The 21,341-nt window shown below is 65.0% G+C and carries 18 protein-coding genes; 5 read left to right on the top strand and 13 right to left on the bottom strand.

Annotated features, from left to right (window positions below):
* Together ABIV12_RS03705 and ABIV12_RS03700 are read right to left on the bottom strand one after the other, a co-directional pair.
* Positions 1–1,221 (bottom strand): AlkA N-terminal domain-containing protein (locus tag ABIV12_RS03705; protein ID WP_348056356.1); only part of this gene is annotated, 1,221 nt, incomplete at its 3' end.
* Between the two features lie 168 nt (positions 1,222–1,389).
* A complete protein-coding gene (locus ABIV12_RS03700; protein WP_348056354.1) occupies positions 1,390–2,169 on the bottom strand; it encodes an SDR family oxidoreductase in 780 nt (259 codons plus the stop codon).
* Between the two features lie 76 nt (positions 2,170–2,245).
* Between ABIV12_RS03700 and ABIV12_RS03695 the strand changes: the two genes are divergently transcribed.
* A complete protein-coding gene (locus ABIV12_RS03695) occupies positions 2,246–2,467 on the top strand; it encodes a hypothetical protein (protein ID WP_348056352.1) in 222 nt (73 codons plus the stop codon).
* A gap of 37 nt (positions 2,468–2,504) precedes the next feature.
* On the opposite strand, the gene sppA is transcribed toward ABIV12_RS03695, so the two are convergent.
* Together sppA and ABIV12_RS03685 are read right to left on the bottom strand one after the other, a co-directional pair.
* Positions 2,505–4,352 carry a signal peptide peptidase SppA gene (gene sppA / locus ABIV12_RS03690; protein WP_348056350.1) on the bottom strand — a complete coding sequence of 616 codons (1,848 nt, stop codon included), beginning with the start codon at positions 4,350–4,352 and terminating at the stop codon, positions 2,505–2,507.
* 118 nt (positions 4,353–4,470) lie between these two features.
* Positions 4,471–5,835: an MATE family efflux transporter gene (locus ABIV12_RS03685; RefSeq protein WP_348056348.1), complete on the bottom strand. Its 1,365-nt coding sequence runs from the start codon at positions 5,833–5,835 to the stop codon at positions 4,471–4,473.
* A gap of 156 nt (positions 5,836–5,991) precedes the next feature.
* On the opposite strand from ABIV12_RS03685, the gene ABIV12_RS03680 reads away from it, so the two are divergent.
* On the top strand, positions 5,992–7,200 hold the full coding sequence (locus ABIV12_RS03680; RefSeq protein WP_348056346.1) for a DUF3667 domain-containing protein: 1,209 nt from the start codon (positions 5,992–5,994) through the stop codon (positions 7,198–7,200).
* Here the strand turns inward: ABIV12_RS03680 and ABIV12_RS03675 are convergent.
* The 3 genes from ABIV12_RS03675 to ABIV12_RS03665 are packed head-to-tail and all read right to left on the bottom strand — an operon-like array spanning position 7,193 to position 8,908.
* Positions 7,193–7,996: a DUF3106 domain-containing protein gene (locus ABIV12_RS03675; RefSeq protein ID WP_348056344.1), complete on the bottom strand. Its 804-nt coding sequence runs from the start codon at positions 7,994–7,996 to the stop codon at positions 7,193–7,195. The genes ABIV12_RS03680 and ABIV12_RS03675 overlap by 8 nt on opposite strands.
* Positions 7,989–8,354, bottom strand: a complete 366-nt coding sequence (locus tag ABIV12_RS03670; RefSeq protein WP_348056342.1) for a hypothetical protein — start codon at positions 8,352–8,354, stop codon at positions 7,989–7,991. The genes ABIV12_RS03675 and ABIV12_RS03670 overlap by 8 nt, the downstream gene beginning before the upstream one ends.
* The gene (locus ABIV12_RS03665) at positions 8,351–8,908 is read right to left on the bottom strand and encodes an RNA polymerase sigma factor (protein WP_348056340.1); all 558 of its coding nucleotides are present in this window, start codon (positions 8,906–8,908) and stop codon (positions 8,351–8,353) included. The genes ABIV12_RS03670 and ABIV12_RS03665 overlap by 4 nt, the downstream gene beginning before the upstream one ends.
* Positions 8,909–9,418: 510 nt before the next feature.
* On the opposite strand from ABIV12_RS03665, the gene ABIV12_RS03660 reads away from it, so the two are divergent.
* The 3 genes from ABIV12_RS03660 to ABIV12_RS03650 all read left to right on the top strand — a co-directional run bounded on the left by ABIV12_RS03660 (position 9,419) and on the right by ABIV12_RS03650 (position 15,019).
* A complete protein-coding gene (locus ABIV12_RS03660; protein ID WP_348056338.1) occupies positions 9,419–11,587 on the top strand; it encodes a primosomal protein N' in 2,169 nt (722 codons plus the stop codon).
* Positions 11,588–11,738: 151 nt separating this feature from the next.
* Positions 11,739–13,652, top strand: a complete 1,914-nt coding sequence (locus ABIV12_RS03655; RefSeq protein WP_348056358.1) for an ABC transporter ATP-binding protein — start codon at positions 11,739–11,741, stop codon at positions 13,650–13,652.
* Between the two features lie 86 nt (positions 13,653–13,738).
* Positions 13,739–15,019 carry a choice-of-anchor Q domain-containing protein gene (locus ABIV12_RS03650; RefSeq protein WP_348056336.1) on the top strand — a complete coding sequence of 427 codons (1,281 nt, stop codon included), beginning with the start codon at positions 13,739–13,741 and terminating at the stop codon, positions 15,017–15,019.
* 215 nt (positions 15,020–15,234) lie between these two features.
* Here the strand turns inward: ABIV12_RS03650 and rpoH are convergent, their stop codons facing one another.
* From rpoH to gspF, 6 genes are all read right to left on the bottom strand, one after another.
* Positions 15,235–16,095, bottom strand: coding sequence for an RNA polymerase sigma factor RpoH (rpoH, locus tag ABIV12_RS03645; RefSeq protein ID WP_348056334.1), 861 nt, complete (start codon positions 16,093–16,095; stop codon positions 15,235–15,237).
* Between the two features lie 258 nt (positions 16,096–16,353).
* Positions 16,354–17,061 (bottom strand): uracil-DNA glycosylase, encoded by a 708-nt coding sequence (gene ung, locus ABIV12_RS03640; RefSeq protein ID WP_348056332.1) that lies wholly within the window; start codon positions 17,059–17,061, stop codon positions 16,354–16,356.
* A gap of 13 nt (positions 17,062–17,074) precedes the next feature.
* Positions 17,075–17,923, bottom strand: a complete 849-nt coding sequence (locus ABIV12_RS03635; protein WP_348056330.1) for a response regulator — start codon at positions 17,921–17,923, stop codon at positions 17,075–17,077.
* A complete protein-coding gene (ftsX, locus tag ABIV12_RS03630; protein WP_348056328.1) occupies positions 17,920–18,930 on the bottom strand; it encodes a permease-like cell division protein FtsX in 1,011 nt (336 codons plus the stop codon). The genes ABIV12_RS03635 and ftsX overlap by 4 nt, the downstream gene beginning before the upstream one ends.
* Positions 18,927–19,607 carry a cell division ATP-binding protein FtsE gene (ftsE, locus tag ABIV12_RS03625; RefSeq protein WP_348056326.1) on the bottom strand — a complete coding sequence of 227 codons (681 nt, stop codon included), beginning with the start codon at positions 19,605–19,607 and terminating at the stop codon, positions 18,927–18,929. The genes ftsX and ftsE overlap by 4 nt, the downstream gene beginning before the upstream one ends.
* Before the next feature lie 103 nt (positions 19,608–19,710).
* Entirely contained in the window at positions 19,711–20,922 is a 1,212-nt protein-coding gene (gene gspF, locus ABIV12_RS03620; RefSeq protein ID WP_348056323.1) for a type II secretion system inner membrane protein GspF, read from the bottom strand.
* Positions 20,923–21,341 lie beyond the last annotated feature (419 nt).

Below are 21,341 nucleotides of genomic sequence, written 5' to 3'. Positions count from 1 at the left end.
AAACCCGACCCGCCCGTCGAGTACGGCGCTGGCGAGCGCGCGGATCGACGCTGCGCGTGAGCGGATGATTCCCTGCTCTTCGAGCGGCGCGTCGACCAGCGCCTGCGCTGTCGGGAACAACGAGGTGAGTCCGATCTCCGCACCGGTGTCGAACGGCGTTCCGTACGTCGACGCCACGCGCGCTGCCAGCGTGCGAGCAGCCGCGACGCTCACCTGTTGCCCGAGGATCGCACGCACCGCAATCTCGAAGCCGTCCCACGCGCCGGGCAGACGCTGCCCGGGCCATCGGCGGATCAACGGCTTCAGCAGCGTACTCCGTCGGAACGCGGCAGCGATCGCTCGCGGATCCGCGTCGACGTCGAACATGCGCTTCACGCGCGTCGCGATCGCGCCGAGCGCGCCGATGGCCGGGTGGTGCACGCGCAGCGAAAGAGCCGAATCGCCGCGCATCGACGACACCGCAAACCAGCCTGGAACGCCGTCGATCACGATGCTGCGCCGATAGGTGTCGCCATCGACCGCTTCGACTCCGGGAATCGTGCGACGCGCATAAAATTCCAGCAGATGCGCGAAGTCGTATGGGGCCCGGTACGCAAGCCGCAGCACCAGTTCATCGGCATCGTCCGTCTGCATCGTCAGCGCACGTCCGCGACGGATCTCGCGCGGCGGCTTGCCATACGATTCGCGGAACGCGGCGTTGAACCGGCGCAGGCTCGCATAGCCCGCGGCCTGCGCGATCGACGTCATCGGCAATGGGGTTTCAGCGAGCAGCTGCTTGGCGAACAGCAAACGACGCGTCGACGCGACATCCAGCGGGCTCGCGCCGAGTTCCTCCGCGAAGACACGCCGCAAATGGCGTTCGCCGACACCGACGCGCGCTGCCAACTGCGGCAGCGAGCCGTCGTCCAGCGCGCCCTGTTCGATCAACCGCAGCGCACCCGCGACCAGCTCGCTCTTCGTGCGATGCAGCGGCGAACCTGGCGCCGCTTCCGGCCTGCAGCGCAGGCACGGCCGGAACCCCGCCGCTGCCGCAGCGGCCGCGCTGTCGTAGTAGCGGATGTTATGCGGCTTCGGCGATGGCGCGGGGCATACCGGTCTGCAATAGATACCGGTCGACGTGACTGCAGTGAAGAACAATCCGTCGAACCGCGGATCGCGCGTCAGGCGCGCGCGTTCGCACACGCGGTGGTCGAGGTTCGAGGTCGTGATCGGTGACTGCATGGGAGCATGCTAGCTCCGATCAGGTCACATGACTCGCCGTTTTCGGCTGTCGATGCCACAGCTTTGGATGGAGCCGCTCCGTGCGCCAGCACAGGCCGCAGCAACAGCTTGATCCATGAATCTTTCGCTCTTGCCGTCGTCATCCCGACGTCGTTACGACCCTGCGGATCAAAAACCGTAGCGCAAAAACCCGCCATCCACCGCGATGCATTCACCGGTGATGTAGCTTGCCGCCGGCAGGCACAGGAACGCGACGGCCGACGCGACTTCCTCCGGTTCGCCAATGCGGCCCATCGGCGTGCGCTCCAGCACTTCGTCGAGGTAGTCGACGTCGGCAAGCGGGCCTTCGGTGCGTTGCGTGCGGATGTACCAAGGCGCCACCGCGTTGACGCGGATCCCGTCATCGGCCCACTCGCATGCGAGGTTGCGCGTAAGCTGGTGCAGCGCGGCCTTGGTCAATCCATACGGCGCACCTGTGCGAACGTGGGTCAGGCCCGACACCGAACCGACGTTGACGATCGCCGCATTGCCGTGCTCGGCGAGATCCGGATGCGCGAGGCGGCACATCTCGAACGCAGCGAGCACGTTCGTCTCGACCAGCATGCGCACTTCGTCGAGCGCGTAATCGAGTGCCGGTCGCGAAACATTCGCGCCGACGTTGTTGACCAGCAGAGACAGCTCGACGTCGAGGTCGGCAATCCAGTCGAAGACTTCGAGGCGTTGCTCGCGGTCGGCGACATCCGCCGCGCAGACGAACACCTCGCACCCGGGAAACTCCTCGATCAGGTCGAGCCGGGTTTTTTCAAGCGTGATGTCGTCGCGCGCAACGAGCAGCAGGTCGGCACCGAGCAGCGCCAGCTCCCTTGCGCACGCGAGTCCGATGCCCTTGCTTGCGCCAGTCACCAGCGCGGCGCGCCCATCGAGCCGCCAGCGTGACGGAATCGTCATGCGTTCTTCCTCCTGCTTGTCCGGAACGAATCCGCGGCGCAAACTTTAATCGAAGTCCCGACCGACGGAGTGCACCATGATTCGTTTCATCCTGCTGGCCTTCGGCCTGTGTGCGCTGGCCGCGTGCAGCGACAAACCAACCGCGGAGGCGCCTCCGGCCACGCAGCCAACGGCAGCGCGCCAGAAAACCGTGTTCGACGACCAGCTCAAAGCGCTGGACAAGGCAAAGGCGGTCGAGAAGCAGCTGCAGGAAGACAAGGAAAAGCGCGACCAGGCGATGAGGGACCAGGGCGCCTGAACCACGCACGGTTTCTTTGCCGAGGGAGTCCTCCTGTTCAGCGCAGGTCGCAGAAGCAGTGCGCGAACGTGCCGTAGCGTTTTCCCGCGAGCGATTCGACGAATCCCGAGACCCGTAGAATTTCCTGGTGATCGAACACGCCCGCCGGTAGACGAAAACCGCTGTAGCGGGCAAGCCCGATCAGCGCATTGCTGTTGCCGAAACCGAGTGCGAGCCGTTCCCACGTGCTCATTTCGGGCTCGACGTAGCGAACGCTGTACTGCGATCCCAACTTCGCGCGCGCTGCGGCGGCGGCGATCGCTTCATCCAGGCCTCCAAGCTTGTCGACGAGGCCGCGTTCCTTTGCCTGCGCGCCGCTCCACACGCGGCCCTGCGCGATCGCATCGATCTGTTCGGGCGTCTTGCCGCGCGCCTTCGCGACCTTGCCGATGAATTCGTTGTAGCCGCGTCGGATCACGCTGTTGAGGACCGACTCGAGCTGCGGCGATAGCGGCCGGCGGATGTCGAGCGATCCAGCGAGCGGCGTGGTGCCGATGCCGTCGGTGTGGATGCCGAGCTTGTCGAGCGTGTCCGGAATCGTCACGAACAACGCGAAGATGCCGATCGAGCCGGTGATCGTATTCGGCTGTGCCCAGATCTCGTCGCTGTCCATCGCGATCCAGTAGCCGCCGCTCGCAGCGACGTCGCCCATCGAGATCACCACCGGCTTCTTCGCCTCGCGCACCTGGGCCAACTCGCGCCGGATGAGTTCGGACGCGTTCGCGTCGCCTCCGGGCGAATCCACGCGCAGCACGATCGCCTTGACCGAGTCGTCCTCGCGCGCGGCGCGGATCAGCTGCGCGGTCGAGCGGCCGCCGATCGTGCCGGGCGGCTGTTCGCCACCGACGATCTCGCCTTGCGCCACGATGACCGCAACGTCGGACCCGCGCTGTGGAAGCGCATCCACCGCGAGGCTCGAGAGGTAACGTTTGAAGTCGACCTGCCGGAATCCGTCGGTGCCATCGGCTGCGCCGAGCGATCGCAGCTGCGCACGCACTTCAGCGCGCGTGGCGAGCTGGTCGACCAGTTTCTGGTCGAGGGCGAGTTGTGCCAGATCACCCGCATGGGCGGCGACGCGTTCGTCGTAGTGGGCGATGTCTTCGCTGATCGCGGCCGCATCGATCTTGCGCAACGTTGCGATCTCGCCGAGATATTCCTGCCACAGCCCGCCCATCCAGAAGCTGTCGGCCTCCTTCGACGCATCCGACGCCTGGTTGAGGATGTAGGGTTCGGCTGCCGACTTGAACGTGCCGACCTTGATCAGGTGCACCTGCACGCCGAGCTTGTCGAGCGCATCCTTGTAATAGCTGCGGTAATTGGCGAAGCCTTCGAGCATCACCGAACCGTCCGGATCGAGCAGGATGCGGTTGGCGTGCGCGGCAACCAGATAGCGGTTCTGATCCATGCCGCCGGACACCGCGATCACTTCCTTGCCGGTGCTCTTGAAGCGGTCGAGCGCCGCGCCGATGTCGCGCGCGGTCGCGAGTCCGACGCTGCCCATGTCGTCGGGAACGAGCACGATGCGTTCGATGTTCGCGTCCTTCGCGGCGGCGTCGATGACGCGCAGAAGATCACGCAGCTGGACTTCCTTCGTTTCGTTGCCAGCGACGTTGCCGAGAGCCCGCTGCACCGGATCCGTGCTGAACTGCTCGACGACCGCGCCTTTTGGATCGAGCACGAGCGCAGTGCGGTCCGAGAGCACCGGACGCGAACCGGACAGCGCCACGATGAACAGCACGACCAGCACGAGGAAAACCAGGTTGACGACCAGCCGGCGGGTGAAGTCGAGCGTGTTCCACAGACCGCGGAAGAAGCGGCGGATCACGCCGGGCGATTGGCTGGACATTGGAATCTCCTGGACGCCCGCGAGGGTCGTCCGCATAGGCAGGACGCGACGCCAACGCGGCGCGCGGTACTGCCTTCCAGCCTACCCGATCGGGCGCAGCGCGGGCATGACTTTTCAGTCACGCCAGCGCAGGGATGCGCGCAAGTTTCCAGAAGCGCCGTGACAGCAGCACCGCCGCGACGGTGAGGCCGGCAATCAGGCCGATCCACATGCCGCGCGCGCCCAATCCCTGCGGGAATGCCAGCCACCAGCCGACCGGCATGCCGATCCCCCAGTAGGCGAACAGGGTGATGACCATCGGCACACGCGTGTCTTTCAATCCTCGCAATGCACCGTTGGCCGCAACCTGGATGCCATCGGACAGCTGGAAGATTCCGGCGAGCACCAGCAACTGCGCCGCAAACGCGATCACCACCGCATCGTCGGTGTAGAGGCTGGCGATTTGCCGCGGCAGCCCCAGCATCAGGCCGGACGAAACGACCTGCGCACACACGGTGAGTCCGATGCCGACGATGCCGGCGTCGCGAATGCCGTGCGCATCGCCCCGACCGACCGCGTGGCCGACACGCACCGTGGTCGCCATCGCAAGTCCGAGCGGAACCATGAACGCGACCGAGGACACGTTGATGGCCACCTGGTGGCCAGCGACGACGTCGGTGCCAAGCGTGCCGATCGCAAGCGCCACCGCAACGAACAAGCCGGCTTCGGCCAGCACGGTAATGCCCATCGGCACTCCGATGCGCAGCAATTCTCCGAGCACGTGCGCGTTCGGCGGATGAAGATGCGCGAACAACGCCAACTCGCGGTAATGCCGGCGGCGCGCCACGTAGATCGCGAACGCGATCACCTGGATCCACATCACCAGCGCCGTTGCGATCCCGCTGCCCTGCGCACCGAGACGGGGCAGGCCGAATGCGCCGTACATGAGGACATAACCGATCGGGCCGAGCAGCACGAGTCCGACCAGACTGAAATACAGCGTCGGTCGTGTCAGTCCGAATCCCTCGCCCAGTCCGCGCAATGCGAAATTGAACGTGAGCGCCGGCGCGCCGTACGCGATTGCGTGCAGGAATGCGGTCACATCCGGCACCAGCACCGGATCGATGCCGAGGTGCGCGACCAGAGGTGCGCCGCCAAAGCGCAAGCCGAGACCAAGTGCGAGACCGAGGCCGAGCGCCAGCCACAAAGCCTGTTGGAACAACGGTCCGATCGCTTCACGTCGACCACTCCCGGCCAGCTGGGCGACCGACGGCGGCAACGCCATCATCACGCCGATTGCGGTGACGATCGCCAGCACCCACACGCTGGTGCCGAGCGCGACCGCCGCGAGCGTGTGTGCATCCATGTGGCCCGCGAGCAGCACGTCGATCACGTTCATGCCGATGGTCGAGAGCTGCCCGAACACCAGCGGAAGCGCGAGGCGCATCGTCTCCCTCAGCTCCGCGACGAGGTGAGGCCAGCGGCGATGTAAAATGGTCGGCATAGGGGCGCAGAGACTATCCGACTTCGCCGCATGCGGAGACGAATCGGCGACGCGCGAATTCGCTTCGTTCCCGCTGCGACCCCGAAGTCCGCTAGGCTCGACGGGTCGGCCGTCACGAATCAGGACTGGCACGCATCACGGAGTGGCGACCACCGAATGACCCCCGAGACGTCCAGCGAGAGCACCGATCCCGTACCCACCGCGGCGGTGCCGCCAGCGCGCGAGCCCAAACCACCGAAGGCGTGCGCAAACTGCGGCGCGCCGATGCACGGACCCTACTGCTACGCGTGCGGGCAGCCCGAGAAGGGAATGATCCGCCACCTCGCCAGCGTGATGGCGGACGTTGCGGACACGATCTTCAACGTCGACTCGCGCATTTTCCGCAGCATTCTGCCGCTGTATTTCCGGCCCGGCTTTCTCACGCTCGAATATTTCGCCGGCCGCCGCACGCGCTACGTCACGCCGTTCCGCTTGTTCTTCGTGTTGTGCGTCGTTTCGTTCTTCGCGATCCAGATCAACCTCAATCTCGACGGCTCGAACATCCGTCTGGTCGGCGACGGCAACACCGGCAACGTCGACAGCGCAGACAGTGCGGAGGACGTGCAAACGCGCATGCAGGCCGGCCTCGACGGGCTCGCCAAGGCGCGCGCAACGCCCGGCACGAGCGTCGCCACGAAGCAGTTCGATCGTGCCGAGGCAGACATTCGCAAGGCGGCCGACAAACGACTCAAGTACCTCGCCGCAAAGCAGGACGCGATCGCCAAGGGGCAGGCGCCGCCGCGCGATCCCACCGACGGGGCAACGCTGTTCCAGTTCGACGACGTGCCGTGGGATCCGGTGGCGAGCCCGATTCATATCGGCTGGCTGCCCGCGTTTGCGAACGCCAAGCTCAACGACATGGCGCAGCATGCCTCCGGCAATCTGAAAGCCGCCCGCAAGGATCCGGGCCAGGCCATCGCGCGGCTGTTCTCGGTGCTGCCGCAAACCCTGTTCGTGTTGATGCCGCTGTTCGCGGTGCTGCTGAAGATCATGTACCTGTTCAAGCGGCGGCTCTACATGGAGCACCTGATGGTGGCGCTGCACAGCCACGCCTTCATCTTCATGTCGTTGCTGCTGCTGGCGATCGTGCAGTGGATGATCGACTGGGCCGGAACCAGTGTCGTGGCGCTGGTGCCGCCGCTCGATCTCGTACGCGCAGCGATCTGGACGTGGCTGCCGATCTATCTGCTGCTGATGCAGAAGAAGGTCTACCGGCAAGGCTGGTTCTTCACCACGTTCAAATACAGCATCATCGGCGTCTGCTATCTGGTGATCCTCGGATTCGGACTCGCGGGAGCGGCGATCTTCAGCCTCACGCTCACCTGACAGGGGGCCTGTCGGACGACGCGAGCGGCAACTGCGCAATGAAGGCGTTGCGCTCTGGCTGCGTCATCGCGATCAGGCGTGTGCGAAGGTCAGCGCGGTCGGTCGCCGACAACGAACGCAGGTGGCGGCGTAGCGCATGTCGCTGAGGCGGGTCGAGCGAAAACCACATCGTACGCAGCGTGGCTCGCTCGGACGCCGGCACGTCTGCCAGCATTCTCTGCCATGCATCGGTCCGTTCCGCGAACTGCGAACCGTCCACAAAAGCCGCGCGCTCGGCGGGCGTCAGCGTTTCGAACTGCTGGCGCAGAGCCTTTCTCTGCTCGGGTGGCATGCCGTGGAAACGCTGGTAGGCATCACGCAGGTCCTGCTGCTGCTCCGGCGTCAGCTTGCGGAACTGCTGGAAGCGCGAACCGGCAGACGCGCGTTGTTCCGGCGTCATCGCAGCCCATGTCGACAGTCGCTGTTCGATCGCCGCGCGGCGCGCGGGTGGCGCATCCTGCCAGCGTTGCGCGATGCGCTTGAGTCGGTGCTGCTGCGCAGGCGGCAAGCCTGCCCATGCAACATGCAGCGGTGCGAGCACCTGCTGCTCGTGGGGGTCGAGGGTTGCCCACTCGATTGCTGAAGGGTGGCCCGCGCCGGCCGCGGGTACTTCGCGGGAGTCATCCACAGACACGGACTGGGCGGCCGTCGCATGCAACGGTGTGTGCAGGAGCATGAGCGCGAAGGCCGCACGCACCGCTGCGCGTGCGAAACGAATCCGCCACTGTGCAATGCGCAGGCGCTTCTCGTCAGCCATTGCCGTCCTGCTGCCGCGCGTCGAGCCAGGCGTAGAAGTCGAGGTTCTCGTACAGCTCCGGGTTGTCGTCGGCGTTGAGCTCATCGGCATCGGCAGATGCTCCGGCAGACAGATCGGTCGCTGGGGACGGCACTCCGTGATGACCGATTTCGAATGCAAGCGCAAGGACCAGCGCTGCACCGGCGAGGCCGACACCCACGGTCCAGCGGTAGCGGTGCAGCGCGAACGGTCGCTGCGCAAGCGCCGCCTGGCGCGCGCGATTGAGCCGCGACAGCGTGGCGCCGTCGAGCGCCTCTGCCGATTCGTCGAGCAACGCGACGGCGCGGTCGACCCACGGTTCGTTCGACGGCGGTTTCATCGGTGCGCCTCCAGGTACGTCCGCAGATTGGCCATCGCGCGGAAGAGATGCGTCTTGACGCTGCCTTCGCTGCAGCGCATCGCGGCCGCGGTCGCGGCGACATCGAGACCTTCCCACATGCGCAGCAGAAACGCCTGGCGCTGGCGGAGCGGCAACGCGCGCAACGCAAGCTCAAGGGCTTTCGACGCTTCGCCATCGGCCATCCGCGCCAACGGACCCGGTTCGCGCGGATCGGGTGCTGCGGCAATCAGATCCTCTTCATCATCGCCACCGCGCTCGAACCAGCCGAGCCAGCGACCGCGCACGCGCTGGCGGCGGTGCCAATCATTGATGCGGCTGTCGAGCACCCGCCAGAACAGCGGCGACCATTCGCCCGGACTGCGTGCCCCATAGTGGCGCACGAAGCCGAACATTGCGTCCTGCACCAGGTCGAGCGCCTCTTCCCGACTGGAGGTCGCAAGCTCGGCCATGCGCAGCGCTCGTCGCTCGATCTCGCGCAGAAAGCGCTCGATCGCGTGCGATGCGTCGACCGACGTCGAGGTCGCGGCTGGCATGCGGTCGCGTCCGTTGATGGAACAGGAAGGCACAAGCATTCGGCATCCGTCTTTCGAGGGTCTTTCGCTCAACGGATAACGCACGCCGAAGCCATCGGTTGACCCGACAACCGCGCTGGCACTGGAGGAGCGGGTCAGACACCCCGTGTCAAGCGGTTGTGCACAGACGCCACAGGTCGGGATCGGCCCAATGCCTGAACCGGAATTTTCGCCGGCGACGCCCACAGAGGCGCGGCCATGTTGTTGAAACATAAGCTATATTACAGATTGATTAAACATTGCCCAACCTGTCTTTCACGCCATTGAGACGGGCGTTTTTCAAGCGCGTGAGCACGATCATCCACAGACTTATCCACATCTCTTGTGGATAAGCGAGAAACTCCATTTCGGGCAGCCAGTTAACCGATGTTCCTGATGGTTTCGTAAGAAACGATGTGCAAGCCACAATCACGCCGGGTGGCGAGGCCGGCTACACTTGAAATCGCGCGGATTTTTGCGCCTCTTTCCATCATGACCTCGATCCTTCGCGTCGCCCTCCCCGTTCCGCTGAATTCGCTGTTCGACTATCGCGTCGACGGCGAGGTCGCTGCGGGCTGTCGCGTGCTCGTGCCGTTCGGCAAGCGCGAGGTGGTGGGCGTCGTGGTGTCGCAGTCGGCGACGTCGACGGTCGATCACGACCGGCTGAAAGCGGTCGTTCGTGTGCTCGACGAGACGCCTTTGCTGAACGCGGAACTGATGACGACGCTGCGTTGGGCGGCACGCTACTACCAGCATCCGCTCGGTGATGTGCTGCAGGGTGCGCTGCCGGTCGCGCTGCGCTCGCCGCGCGACCTGCCGGACTCCGGCATCGCGGCGCTGCGTCTCACGCCCCTCGGCGAAGCGGCCCATCGCGACGCGGCGCGGCGGCGCGCGAAACGCATTGACGCCGTGCTCGAAGCGCTCGCTGCGGGACCGCTGCCGTCGGTCGAGCTCGCCAAAGCGCTCGGCTCGAACGCCGGATTGCGCGGTGCCCTGGCCCATGGCTGGGTGGAACGCGTCCGGATTGCCGCGTCGGCCATCGGGCGCGAAACGATTCCGGCGCCCCGGCTCAACGACGAACAACGCGTCGCCGCCGATGCGGTGATTTCCGCCGGAGGCGGGTTTGCGCCGTTCCTGCTCGACGGCGTCACCGGCAGCGGCAAGACCGAGGTGTATCTCGACATCATCCGCGATTGCCTCGCGCGCGGCCGCCAGGCGCTGGTGCTCGTGCCGGAGATTGCGTTGACGCCGCAGGCGCTGCGCCGGTTCCGCGAGCGTCTGGGAGTGGAAATCGCGGCGTTGCATTCGGGGCTCGGCGACACCGAGCGTTCGATGGCGTGGCTGGCCGCCGCACGTGGCGAGGCGTCAGTGGTGCTCGGCACGCGGTCGGCCATCTTCGTGCCGCTGCCGCGACCGGGCGTGATCGTCATCGACGAGGAACACGACGCCTCTTACAAGCAACAGGAAGGGTTTCGCTATCACGCGCGCGACCTCGCAGTGATGCGCGCCAAGGCGCTCGACGTGCCGATCGTGCTGGGTTCCGCGACGCCGTCGCTGGAAAGCCTGGCCAACGTCGCCGCCGATCGCTACCGGTTGCTGCGCCTCACCCAGCGCGCCGGACTGGCGCAGCCGCCCGCGCTTCGCGTCGTCGACCTGCGCAGCCAGCGTCTGCAGGAGGGATTCGCAGCCGCGACGCTTGAAGCGATCGGTGCCTGCATCGCGCGTGGCGAACAGGCTCTGGTGTTCCGCAACCGCCGCGGCTATTCGCCAGTACTGATGTGCCATGACTGCGCCTGGAGTGCGCAGTGCCCGCACTGCGAACGCGCGCTGACCTGGCATCGGCGTGAAGCGCGGCTTCGCTGCCACCATTGCGGATTCGAGCAGCGCGTACCGCGTGCCTGTCCCACATGCGCAGGCTTGGCGCTGCACCCGGTCGGTGAAGGCACCGAACGGATCGAGGACGCGTTGCGCGCGCAGTTTCCCGACGTGCCGATCGTGCGCGTCGACCGCGACACCACGCGCGGACGGCGTGCGCGCGATGCACTGTTCGATCGGTTGCCGGACGCGGGCGCGCGAATCCTCGTCGGCACGCAGATGCTGGCCAAAGGACACGATCTTCCGCATCTCACGCTGGTCGTGGTGATCGGCGTGGACGAAGGTCTTTACAGCGTCGACTTCCGCGCGAGCGAACGACTCGGCCAACTCGTCGTACAAGTTGCAGGGCGCGCCGGACGCGCCGAACGTCCGGGCAGTGTGTTGTTGCAGACGCACGATCCGACCCATCCGCTGCTGTCGGTGCTCCTCAACGGCGGCTACCGCGCGCTCAGCGCGCAGTTGCTGAAGGATCGCCGCGCGGCAAGCTTGCCGCCGTACGCACAATTCGCGCTGCTGCGTGCGGAAGCTCCCGAACAGGCGGCACTCACCGCCTTTCTCACGGCGGCAACGCAATCTGCGAGCGATCCGGCGATCGTCGCGCACGGCCCGCTTGCAGCCCCGATGCCTCGTCGCGCGGGCGCATTCCGCGGTCAGGTACTGATCGAGTGCGGCGATCGCACCGCGATGCAGTCGTTCCTGCCGGGCTGGCTCGATACGGTTCGTGCCCTGCCGGGCGAGCGCCGGTTGCGCTGGTCGATCGACGTCGATCCGGTTGATCTTTACTGAGCGAGGGGTTTGCTCCGCGTCGAACGCGTCAGACCTGCCTTTGAACCGACATCGCGAAGCACCCCTCATGGACACCGTCGATCCATCCGCCGTGTGCGATGCTCCCGACTTTCGCATCTGAAGCAGGACACACATGCCACGTCAGTACAGCATGGGAGGGCGCGCCGCGCCGGGTGCGCCTCCGCCCTCGTCGGGAGGCGGGCCGCGGGAAGCACCACCGGCACGCACGGCACCGAAGAATCTGCGCGAGCGCTTCATCGCGCTGCGCAACCTGCCGCCGTTCCTGCGCGAATTGTGGGCGACCAGCCCGACGCTGCTGATCGCCGATGTGCTTCTTCGCAGCGTGCGCGCGGTGCTGCCCGTGCTCACGCTGCTGGTCGGCAAGCTGATCATCGACGAGGTCGTTGCGCTCGTCCGCGGCGGTGTGGCCTCGGGTTCTCTCGCCGATGCGCTTGCCGGCGGACGCCTCGACACCCTCGGCCTGCTGCTCGGTGCCGAATTTGCACTTGCTGTGCTGGCGGACGTGCTCGGCCGCGTGGTGTCGCTGGTCGACTCGCTGCTGTCGGAAAAATACACGAACGCGACCAGCATCCGCCTGATGGAGCACGCAGCGACGCTCGACCTCGAGGACTTCGAGGACAGCGAGATGCAGGACCGCCTCGACCGCGCCCGGCGACAGACGATCGGACGCAGTGCGCTGATGAGCCAGCTGTTCGGGCAGGCGCAGGACATCGTCACGGTTGTCGCCTTCGCGGCCGGCCTGATCGCGTACGCGCCGTGGCTCATGGTGCTGCTGTTCTTCGCGCTGGTGCCCGCGTTTCTCGGCGAAGCGCATTTCAACGCGCAGAGTTACACGCTCAATTACGCGTGGACGCCCGAGCGGCGGGTACTGGACTACGTGCGCCTGACCGGCGCGAGCGTCGAGACCGCGAAGGAAGTGAAGATCTTCGGCCTCAATGGCTTCCTGATCGAGCGATACCGTGAACTCTCGCAGGGGTTCTACGCGGCGAATCGTGCGCTCGCCAAGAGGCGTGCGCTGTGGGGTAGCGTCTTCGCAGCGCTCGGCACGATCGGCTACTACGTGGCTTACGCATTGATCGCCTGGCGCACGGTGCGCGGCGAATTCACGATCGGCGACCTGACGTTCCTGTCCGGCTCCTTCCGTCGGCTTCGCAATCTCCTGGAAAACCTGTTGATCGGTTTCTCGCAACTCGCGGGCCAGGCGCTCTATCTCGATGACCTGTATTCGTTCTTCGCCACGCAACCGGAAATCATCTCTCCGCCCAATGCGCTGCCATTTCCGCATCCGATTCGCGAAGGCTTCGTATTCGAGAATGTCGGCTTCCGCTATCCCGGTGCCGAGCGCTGGGCAGTGCGCGAACTGACCTTCACGCTGCGCGCCGGTGAGGTGCTTGCGCTGGTCGGCGAGAACGGCGCCGGCAAGACGACTCTGGTGAAACTGCTCGCTCGACTGTACGAGCCGGACGAAGGCCGGATCCTGCTCGACGGACGCGACCTGCGCGACTACGACCTCGCCGAACTCCGCTCGCACGTCGGCGTGATCTTTCAGGACTTCGTGCGCTACGCATTCACTGCGGCGACCAACGTCGCGGTCGGCCGTATCGAAGAGCGTGAGGATCGTGCGCGCATCGAGCGCGCCGCCGAGCAAAGCCTCGCCGATGCGGTGATCCGCAAGCTGCCGCAGGGGTATGACCAGACGATGGGCAAGCGCTTTCGCGACGGCGTCGATCTGTCTGGCGGCGAATGGCAGAAGATCGCGATTGCGCGTGCCTACATGCGCGATGCCGACGTGCTGATCCTCGACGAGCCGACCGCAGCACTCGACGCACGCTCGGAATTCCAGGTGTTCGAGCGATTCAAGGAATTGTCCGCCGGCAAGACCTCGGTGCTGATCTCGCACCGCTTTTCGACCGTGCGCATGGCCGACCGCATCCTGGTGCTCGAGGGCGGCCGCATCGAGGAAGTGGGCACACACGAGGAACTGCTCGCATCGGGCAAACGGTATGCGGAGTTGTTCGAGTTGCAGGCCGCCGGGTATCGCTGAATCGGCCACGTCGCGCCGAGCGCACGATGTCCGAGTCCTGTGAAGAAGGTCGTTATTGAATTCGACCGACTTGCGGGAGTTGCACCATGACCTGTTCCACGCATTCGCGCTTGCGTCGCTTGTGGCTGCTGGCAGCGACCGTTGCGATGGCGGCGGCGATGCCCACCACCGCGGCGGTTCTGACCTGGCCAGGCCCGTCGCCGTGCAACGCTGCGTTGCAAGCGTGCATCGCTGCCGCAACATCCGGCGACATCGTCGAGGTGGCGAGCAACGGTCCCATCACCGAATCGGTCGAAATCTTTCAGAAGAGCCTGACGTTGCGGGCGGCAACCGGGTTTTCACCGGTGCTCGATACCGCCCCCTCGCTGGACGCGATCGAGGCATTCGGTAGCGATGCCGTCGTTGCGGTCACGATCGAAGGCATGACGGTGCGCGGCGCATTCATCGGCGCCTATCAAGGAGGAAGCGGCGCCTTCAGCGTGCAGATCCACAACAACAAACTGGAAGCCGATGGTCTGGACTCGAATCTCAGCGGTATCAACGTGGCCACGTTTGGCTCCAGCCCGACCGGGCCAGTGGACCTCGTGATCTCCAACAATGAGATTGCTCTGGGATTCCTCGCCGGGGACGACATTTCCGCAATCCGCATCGGCGATTTTCCCGGCCACACCACCGGCCTGATCATGGCCAACACGGTGACGCACGGTGGAACCGCGAGCACGCTGAGCGCGATCACGCTCCACAACGGCATCGGCACTGCTGAATTCGATCTGCGCTACAACCGGGTGACGGCGAGTGGCTACAACGGGGGAATTCTGCTCCGCCAGGACGGCAGCAGCGGCACGATGATTGCGCGAATCGTCAACAATCTCGTGACCGGAACGATCGATTACACCGGACCGCAGCCCGGTGCGATTTCGTTGCTGGCGAACGCGGGCAACCTGCAAGCCACGGTTCTGAGCAATACGCTTGCCGGAAACGACACGGGCTTCATCGCAAGCGTTGCGTCGGGTGCGACGCTTGGCGGTGTGCTGGCGAACACACTCGTGACCGCCAATACGAATCAAGGCGTCGTCATCGGTGCAGCGGCCGCCGTCGGATTCTCCAACGAATCCAACCTGGTATTCGGCAATGGTTCGAACGATTTCATCGCTGGGCCGGGAACGATTCAGGCGGATCCAAGGGTCGTGGGTGCGGGCGATTTCCACCCGCGAAGCGATTCGCCTGTGCGCGACGCCGGAACGACGGCACTTGCCGCAGACATACCCATCGATCTGGATGGCGCGCCGCGGGTCATTGGCCCGGCCATCGACATCGGCGCATGGGAGCTGGGCGATTCGATCTTCGTCGACGGCTTCGACTCCTGATCGCGCATCTGCATGCAACGCACGCGACGGGCGCGTCGTCGCACGGCGTCCCGACGCAGCGTGTGACGCTCTGCAACGAACACGCCGATGGGGTTCGCTCCCATGCACGCGCACCGGCCAGGCCTTGAGCTGCTGTCGAGCCGACCGAACGAAACATCCAGACAACAGAACGGCCCGCGAGGGGCCGTTCGATTGACGCAGGTTGCGAGGGTCGCTTACGCGACGAACATCGCCCGCATCTTCTTCATCGCATTCGCTTCGATCTGGCGGATGCGCTCGGCTGACACGCCATACTCGTCGGCGAGTTCCTGCAGCGTCGCCTTCGAATCATCCTTCAGCCAGCGACGCTGGATGATGTCGCGCGAACGCTCGTCAAGCTTCACCAGCCCGCGCTTCAACGTGTCGAGACTCGACTCGTCTTCCGATTCCGTCTCGACGATCCCGTAGGGATCGGCGTTGTGGTCGATGAGGAACGCAGCCGGCGACGGACGCTCGTCCTCGTCGGCATCGGTGGGCGTATCGAACGCGACGTCGCGACCATTGAGACGCGCTTCCATTTCCAGAACCGTCGCTGCCGGCACGTTGAGTTCACGCGCAACGGTGTTGACCTCCTCGTTGTTCATCCAGCCGAGGCGCTTCTTCGACTTGCGCAGGTTGAAGAACAGCTTGCGCTGCGCCTTCGTCGTCGCAACCTTGACGATGCGCCAGTTGCGCAGGATGAACTCGTGCATTTCGGCACGGATCCAGTGGACGGCGAACGACACCAGCCGGACGCCATGATCCGGATCGAAACGCTTCACCGCCTTCATCAGGCCGATGTTGCCTTCCTGGATCAGATCGCCCACTTGCAGTCCGTAACCGGAATAACCGCGGGCGACATGGACGACGAAACGCAGGTGCGCCATGACCATCCGTTTTGCCGCGTCGAGATCGCTCTCGCCGAGGTAGCTGCGCGCAAGCGCCTGCTCTTCTTCCTGCGTCAGCATCGGAATCTGATGAACCGCATTGACGTAGGCATCGAGACTTCCCAACGCGCTCGGCACCGGGAACGGAATGGCGACCAGGGCATTACTCATGATGGGGAACTCCTCAATAGCTTGTTGAATACTTTAGCAGTCCCTAAATAGGAGTGCTAAATCCGCGGTTGGTTCCCGACCTGTTGCGCCGGGAATAACTGAACTGACGGGTATTGTACTCTCAGGTACTGCAAATAAGGAGGCCCGCGCATTTGTCTTGGGGCTGGATTCAGGTGAGTCCAACCCACTGCTTTCATTGAACATAGTCGACAGAAATGCCACTGTTGCGCGTTTCGGGACAGTCTGTTTCAATTGCCGTCATGCGATTTGCAACTGCGCGAGGGCGGGCAGTCGCCAGTCCACCATCGGTAGACCGCGCTCCCGCAGATATTCATTCGCGCGCGAGAAATGCGCGCAACCCAGAAAGCCCCGATAGGCCGACAGGGGCGACGGATGCGGCGCTTTCATGACCCGATGGCGGCGTGTGTCGATCAGTTTGCCCTTCGCCTGCGCATAGCTGCCCCACAGCAGGAACACGATGCTTTCGCGCTCGCGGTTGAGCGCGTCGATGCAGGCGTCGGTGAACTCTTCCCAACCTTTGTGCTGGTGCGATCCGGCGTGCCCGCTCTCCACCGTCAGGACCGAATTGAGCAGCAGCACTCCCTGCCTGGCCCACGGCACGAGGCAGCCATGATCGGGGCGTGCGTGACCGAGATCGCGCGTGATCTCCTTGTAGATATTGTCGAGCGAGGGCGGCACTGCCACACCGGGCAGCACGGAGAAGCACAGGCCATGCGCCTGGTTCGGGCCGTGATAAGGATCCTGACCAAGGATGACCACCTTCACCTGGTCGAATGGCGTCATGTCGAGTGCCGCGAAGATGCGCGATCCGGGCGGGTGGATCACCTTTCCGGCCGCCTTCTCGTGCCGCAGGAATTCCGCCAGCGCGAGCATCCCGGGCCGCTCGAACTCGTTGCCGACGCGCGCCTTCCACGCGGGATCCAGCTTGACCCGGTCGTCGCTCACCGGCGAACCCGGATCAGGCCTGCGCCTGCTCGCGCAGGCGACGCGCAACCCGCAGCTGGAACTGCAGTTTGGTGATCAGCAGGCGCTCCTCGATCGGCTTGTGCACCAGATCATTCGCGCCGGCGCGCAGCAGTTTCGCCTGGTTGACCGGATTGTCGTCACCGGTCATCACCAGCACCGGCAGCTCGCCCTTCGCGTAATCGAAGTGGTTGCGGATGCGATCGAGCAGATCGCCGCCGCCGAGCTCTCCTTTCAGGTTGACGTCGGTCAGCACGAGATCGGCTCCCGGAACACGGTTCTCGATCACCGCCGATTCGAGCTGTTCGAGCGCCGCTTCGACGCTCACCACGTGGTGCACCCTGAAACCGAATTTTTCCATCATGCGCCGGGTCGCAAGCGCCACCACGCGGCTGTCCTCGACATAGAGCACGTCTCCGGCGATCTGCTCGGTGGGGCGCACGTAGCCGCGGATGAACACCGCGAGTGCATCGAAACCGAGCGCCTTGTCGAAATAGTCGGTGACGTGGCTCGTCAGCGTCCGCGCGACCAGGCGTTCCTGCACATCGCCCGACACGACCACGATGGGGATATACGCCTGCGCCGACCCCTCGCGAACCTCGCGCGCAAAGTCGACGCCGTCCATGTCCGGCAGGCGCAGCGACGTCGTGATGAGGTCGATCACGCCACCAGCGAGCTGCGCCAGCGCGTCGGTGCCGTTGCTGCATCCGATCACCACTGCATTGGGCAATTCGTTCTTCAACACGCGCTCGATCAACTGGCGCACCACGCGCGAGCCGTCGACCACGAGCACGCGCGGCTGATCGCTCGTGATATGCCGGGTGAGCGACAGTTCACGACTCATCGGGGACGACCCGCGGCGAGATGGCGGGTGGTGACGATAAAGGCACCGATCCACCCGAGCAGGCCGCTCGCTGCAACCACCACCAGGATCGATGCGATCCCGACGCCGTGCAGTTCGAACCGGTTCGTATAGCTGTCAAGCAGGCGGCCGATCGGATCGGCCAGCGCAAACTCCACCGTGACGACGATCAGCAGCGCCAGCAGGCTGCCAAACAGGCCGTACCAGAATCCCGCATAAAGGAACGGGCGTCGCACGAATGCGTTGCCCGCGCCGATCGTCTGCATCACCGAGATTTCCATCGAACGCGCCTGAATGTCCATTCTCACCGTGTTGCCGATCACCAAGAGTGTGGCGAATGCCAGCAACGCCGCGACCACCGCGACGACCCGTTCGGTGAAATGGAGGATACCCGAGAGCTTCCGTCGCCACTCGGCGTCGTACTGCACGAGGTCGACGCGCGGATCGGACTTCAGCTCGGCAACCAGCGCGGGATTGTCCGCCTCGAGCGACTCGCGCGGCGTTACCACCAGCACGGTCGGCAACGGGTTGCTTTGCAACGCGTCGAGCGCCTCGCCGAAACCCGACAGCTGACGAAACTCGGCCAGCCCCTGTTCGGGGGTATGCAGCACGACGTCGGTGACATCCGCACGCTTGCGCAATTCCCCGGCAAGCACCTCGCCCACCTTCGCGTCTGCCGAGGACTTGAGAAACACGGTCACTTCGCGCGCCTCGCGCAAGCCGCCGGAAAGATCGCGTGCGTTTGCGTATACCAGCCAGAACAACAGCGGCAGAGCGAGCGCGAAACCGAGCACCAGCACGGTCAGCGCGGTCGCCCACGGCCGCGCCGTCAAACGGCCAAGGCTCGAGAAAAAGCTGTAGAAGTGTTGATCGCGCCATGCGGAAAGTCGCGCGGCGACGGGCGTGCGCGGACCCCGCGGAGCGCGCGCTTCAGCGCCTTTCTTCGGCGCCACCGCAGGCGTGCGCTGGTTGCGCGCCGGCCGCGTCATGCCGGCACTCCCTGCGGGCGGAAATCGTCGACGAGGCGCCCGTGATCGAGCACGAGCACGCGCTTGTTCATCCGCTTCAACAGGAACAGATCATGGCTGGCGATCAGCACGGTGGTGCCCACTGCGCCGAACTCGGCGAACAGAGCCATGATCTCGACCGACAATTGTGGATCGAGATTGCCCGTCGGCTCGTCGGCAATGATCAACGAAGGCTTGGCGACGATCGCGCGCGCGATGCCGACCCGCTGCTGCTCTCCGGTGGACAGTGTCAGCGGCGATGCCTTTTCACGCGCGAGCAAACCCACCTTGTCGAGCGCTGCGCGAACGCGCTTTGCGGTCTCGATGCGCGAACTGCCCGCAATCAGCAACGGCAAGGCGACGTTGTCGAAGACGCTGCGATCGGTCAGCAGACGATGGTCCTGGAACACCATGCCGATCCCGCGACGCACTTGCGGCACGCCACGCCGCCGCACGCGTGCGAGATCCGCATGATTGACCACGACCTGCCCGCGCGACGGCCGTTCCGCCAGGCTGATGAGCTTGAGCAGCGTGCTTTTGCCCGCCCCCGAGTGTCCCGTCACGAACACCATCTCGCCCGCTGCGATGTCGAAGGTGACTTCGCTGAGCGCATCGAGACCGGTGAGGTAGCGTTTGCTGACGTTGTCGAAGCGGATCATCGACGGCCGGGACTGGACAATGGGGAGTCGCGAATTGTAAGAGAAGGCAACCGGTCCGATGACTGATTTTTGGATTCTCCATCTCCCACCGCCGATGTTCTGCTCACTTGACCATCTGGTTGAGATTGAAGATCGGCAGCAGGATCGCCAGCACGATGAACAGCACCATCGCCCCCACGGCGAGGATCACCGCCGGCCCGAGCACCGCCGTCAACGCGGTCATCCAGCGATCAAGCTCCCGCTGCTGTTGCGCCGCGGCCTCGTCGAGCATGCGCGGCAACTGGCCCGACCGTTCACCGCTGGCGATGAGGCGCAACGCGACGGGCGGAAACTGGCCGCTCTCGCCGAGTGCGCGCGAAAACGCGCTGCCTTCCCGCACCTTGAACGCAGCGCGCTTGAGCGCTTCGCGCATCGGCAGGTTCGGCACGACCTGCGCCGCGATGCCGAGTGCGTCGAGTAGCGGGACCGCACTCGATGCCAGCAGTGCCAGGGTGCGTGTGGCGCGTGCAGTGTTCGCCGCGCGCGCGAGACGGCCGACGAGAGGAAGGCGCAACAACAGCGCATGCCAGCGGTAGCGCGTCGACTCGTTGCGCAAGGACAGGCGTGCAATTGTCGCCAGCGCGATCAGCGCAATCAGCAGCAACCAGCCCCACGACCGCAGGAATGCCGACAATGCAATCAGCGCGCGCGTCGCGAGCGGCAGTGTCTGATGCAGGTTCTGGAAGACGCCGACGATCTGCGGAACGACCCAGGTGAGAAGCCCGGTGACGACCGCGACCGCAACCAGCGTCAACAACAGCGGATACGCAAGCGCCGCGAGGATCTTCTGGCTCAGCGCATCGCGCGCTTCGGCATAGTCGGCGAGCTTCTCGAGCACACGGTCGAGCTGGCCGGATTGTTCGCCCGCTGCGACCGTCGCCCGAAAGATGTCTGGAAAGCTGTCGGGAAATTCCGCCATCGCCTGCGCAAGGCTCGCGCCTTCCATCACGCGCGCCCGAAGGCTCACCGTCAATCCGCGCTGACGTTCGTTCTCGGCCTGTTCGGACAACGCGCCGAGCGCCTCGTCGATGGGAAGTCCCGCACCGATCAGCGTGGCCAGCTGGCGCGTCAGCAATGCGAGTTGCGCCGCACCCAGCGTACGGCGGGCGAACACGCTCCGGCTCTTCGACCCACCCTCGTTGACTTCACCGACGCTGAGCGGATTGAGGCCGCGTTCGCGCAAAGCACCACGCACCGCGCGCGCAGTGTCACCCTGCAAAACCCCGCGCAGGGTTTTGCCGTTCGCATCGAGAGCCTGGTAGGCGAACGCTGGCACGAAGGAAGGGATCCGCACGAAGGACGCGTCGATTGTCGCCGCAAAGCGGGCGTCAGGGAACCGATGCGAGCGGGGGATCACTCGCATCATGCGGCGATCGATTGTCGAGCCATTCCCGCTGTCGCGGGGAATGACGTCCGTGGTGCCGTATCGCAATCATCCTGTCGGACGTCGACTGGAGCTGCGGAATCGAACGATTGACAGAACGAACGTCGACGACAGGGCATTTCCCCCGCCGTCGACCCGCATCGTTTCAGAAAATGTAGTGCAGTCCCGCCGACACCGAATAACGCGGCTCCAGCTGCAAGCCGTTCACGCGCTGGTAGACGGGGGCTTGCACGAACGCGAACGCGGCAAACCGCCGACTGATGTTCCAGGTGATGCCGGGACTCAGGTAAGCGAGGGTCGCACCGCTGTTC

The sequence above is a fragment of the Dokdonella sp. genome, from assembly GCF_039926425.1.
Classification (GTDB): Bacteria; Pseudomonadota; Gammaproteobacteria; order Xanthomonadales; family Rhodanobacteraceae; genus Dokdonella_A.
This window is presented reverse-complemented; position numbering and strand designations above follow the sequence as displayed.

Excerpts from the sequence above, each read along its gene's own strand:
- ABIV12_RS03700 (WP_348056354.1), bottom strand. The coding sequence starts at position 2,169 with ATGACGATTCCGTCACGCTGGCGGCTCGATGGGCGCGCCGCGCTGGTG.
- ABIV12_RS03695 (WP_348056352.1), top strand. The coding sequence starts at position 2,246 with ATGATTCGTTTCATCCTGCTGGCCTTCGGCCTGTGTGCGCTGGCCGCG.
- sppA (WP_348056350.1), bottom strand. The coding sequence starts at position 4,352 with ATGTCCAGCCAATCGCCCGGCGTGATCCGCCGCTTCTTCCGCGGTCTG.
- ABIV12_RS03685 (WP_348056348.1), bottom strand. The coding sequence starts at position 5,835 with ATGCCGACCATTTTACATCGCCGCTGGCCTCACCTCGTCGCGGAGCTG.
- ABIV12_RS03680 (WP_348056346.1), top strand. The coding sequence starts at position 5,992 with ATGACCCCCGAGACGTCCAGCGAGAGCACCGATCCCGTACCCACCGCG.
- ABIV12_RS03675 (WP_348056344.1), bottom strand. The coding sequence starts at position 7,996 with ATGGCTGACGAGAAGCGCCTGCGCATTGCACAGTGGCGGATTCGTTTC.
- ABIV12_RS03670 (WP_348056342.1), bottom strand. The coding sequence starts at position 8,354 with ATGAAACCGCCGTCGAACGAACCGTGGGTCGACCGCGCCGTCGCGTTG.
- ABIV12_RS03665 (WP_348056340.1), bottom strand. The coding sequence starts at position 8,908 with ATGCCAGCCGCGACCTCGACGTCGGTCGACGCATCGCACGCGATCGAG.
- ABIV12_RS03660 (WP_348056338.1), top strand. The coding sequence starts at position 9,419 with ATGACCTCGATCCTTCGCGTCGCCCTCCCCGTTCCGCTGAATTCGCTG.
- ABIV12_RS03655 (WP_348056358.1), top strand. The coding sequence starts at position 11,739 with ATGGGAGGGCGCGCCGCGCCGGGTGCGCCTCCGCCCTCGTCGGGAGGC.
- ABIV12_RS03650 (WP_348056336.1), top strand. The coding sequence starts at position 13,739 with ATGACCTGTTCCACGCATTCGCGCTTGCGTCGCTTGTGGCTGCTGGCA.
- rpoH (WP_348056334.1), bottom strand. The coding sequence starts at position 16,095 with ATGAGTAATGCCCTGGTCGCCATTCCGTTCCCGGTGCCGAGCGCGTTG.
- ABIV12_RS03635 (WP_348056330.1), bottom strand. The coding sequence starts at position 17,923 with ATGAGTCGTGAACTGTCGCTCACCCGGCATATCACGAGCGATCAGCCG.
- ftsX (WP_348056328.1), bottom strand. The coding sequence starts at position 18,930 with ATGACGCGGCCGGCGCGCAACCAGCGCACGCCTGCGGTGGCGCCGAAG.
- ftsE (WP_348056326.1), bottom strand. The coding sequence starts at position 19,607 with ATGATCCGCTTCGACAACGTCAGCAAACGCTACCTCACCGGTCTCGAT.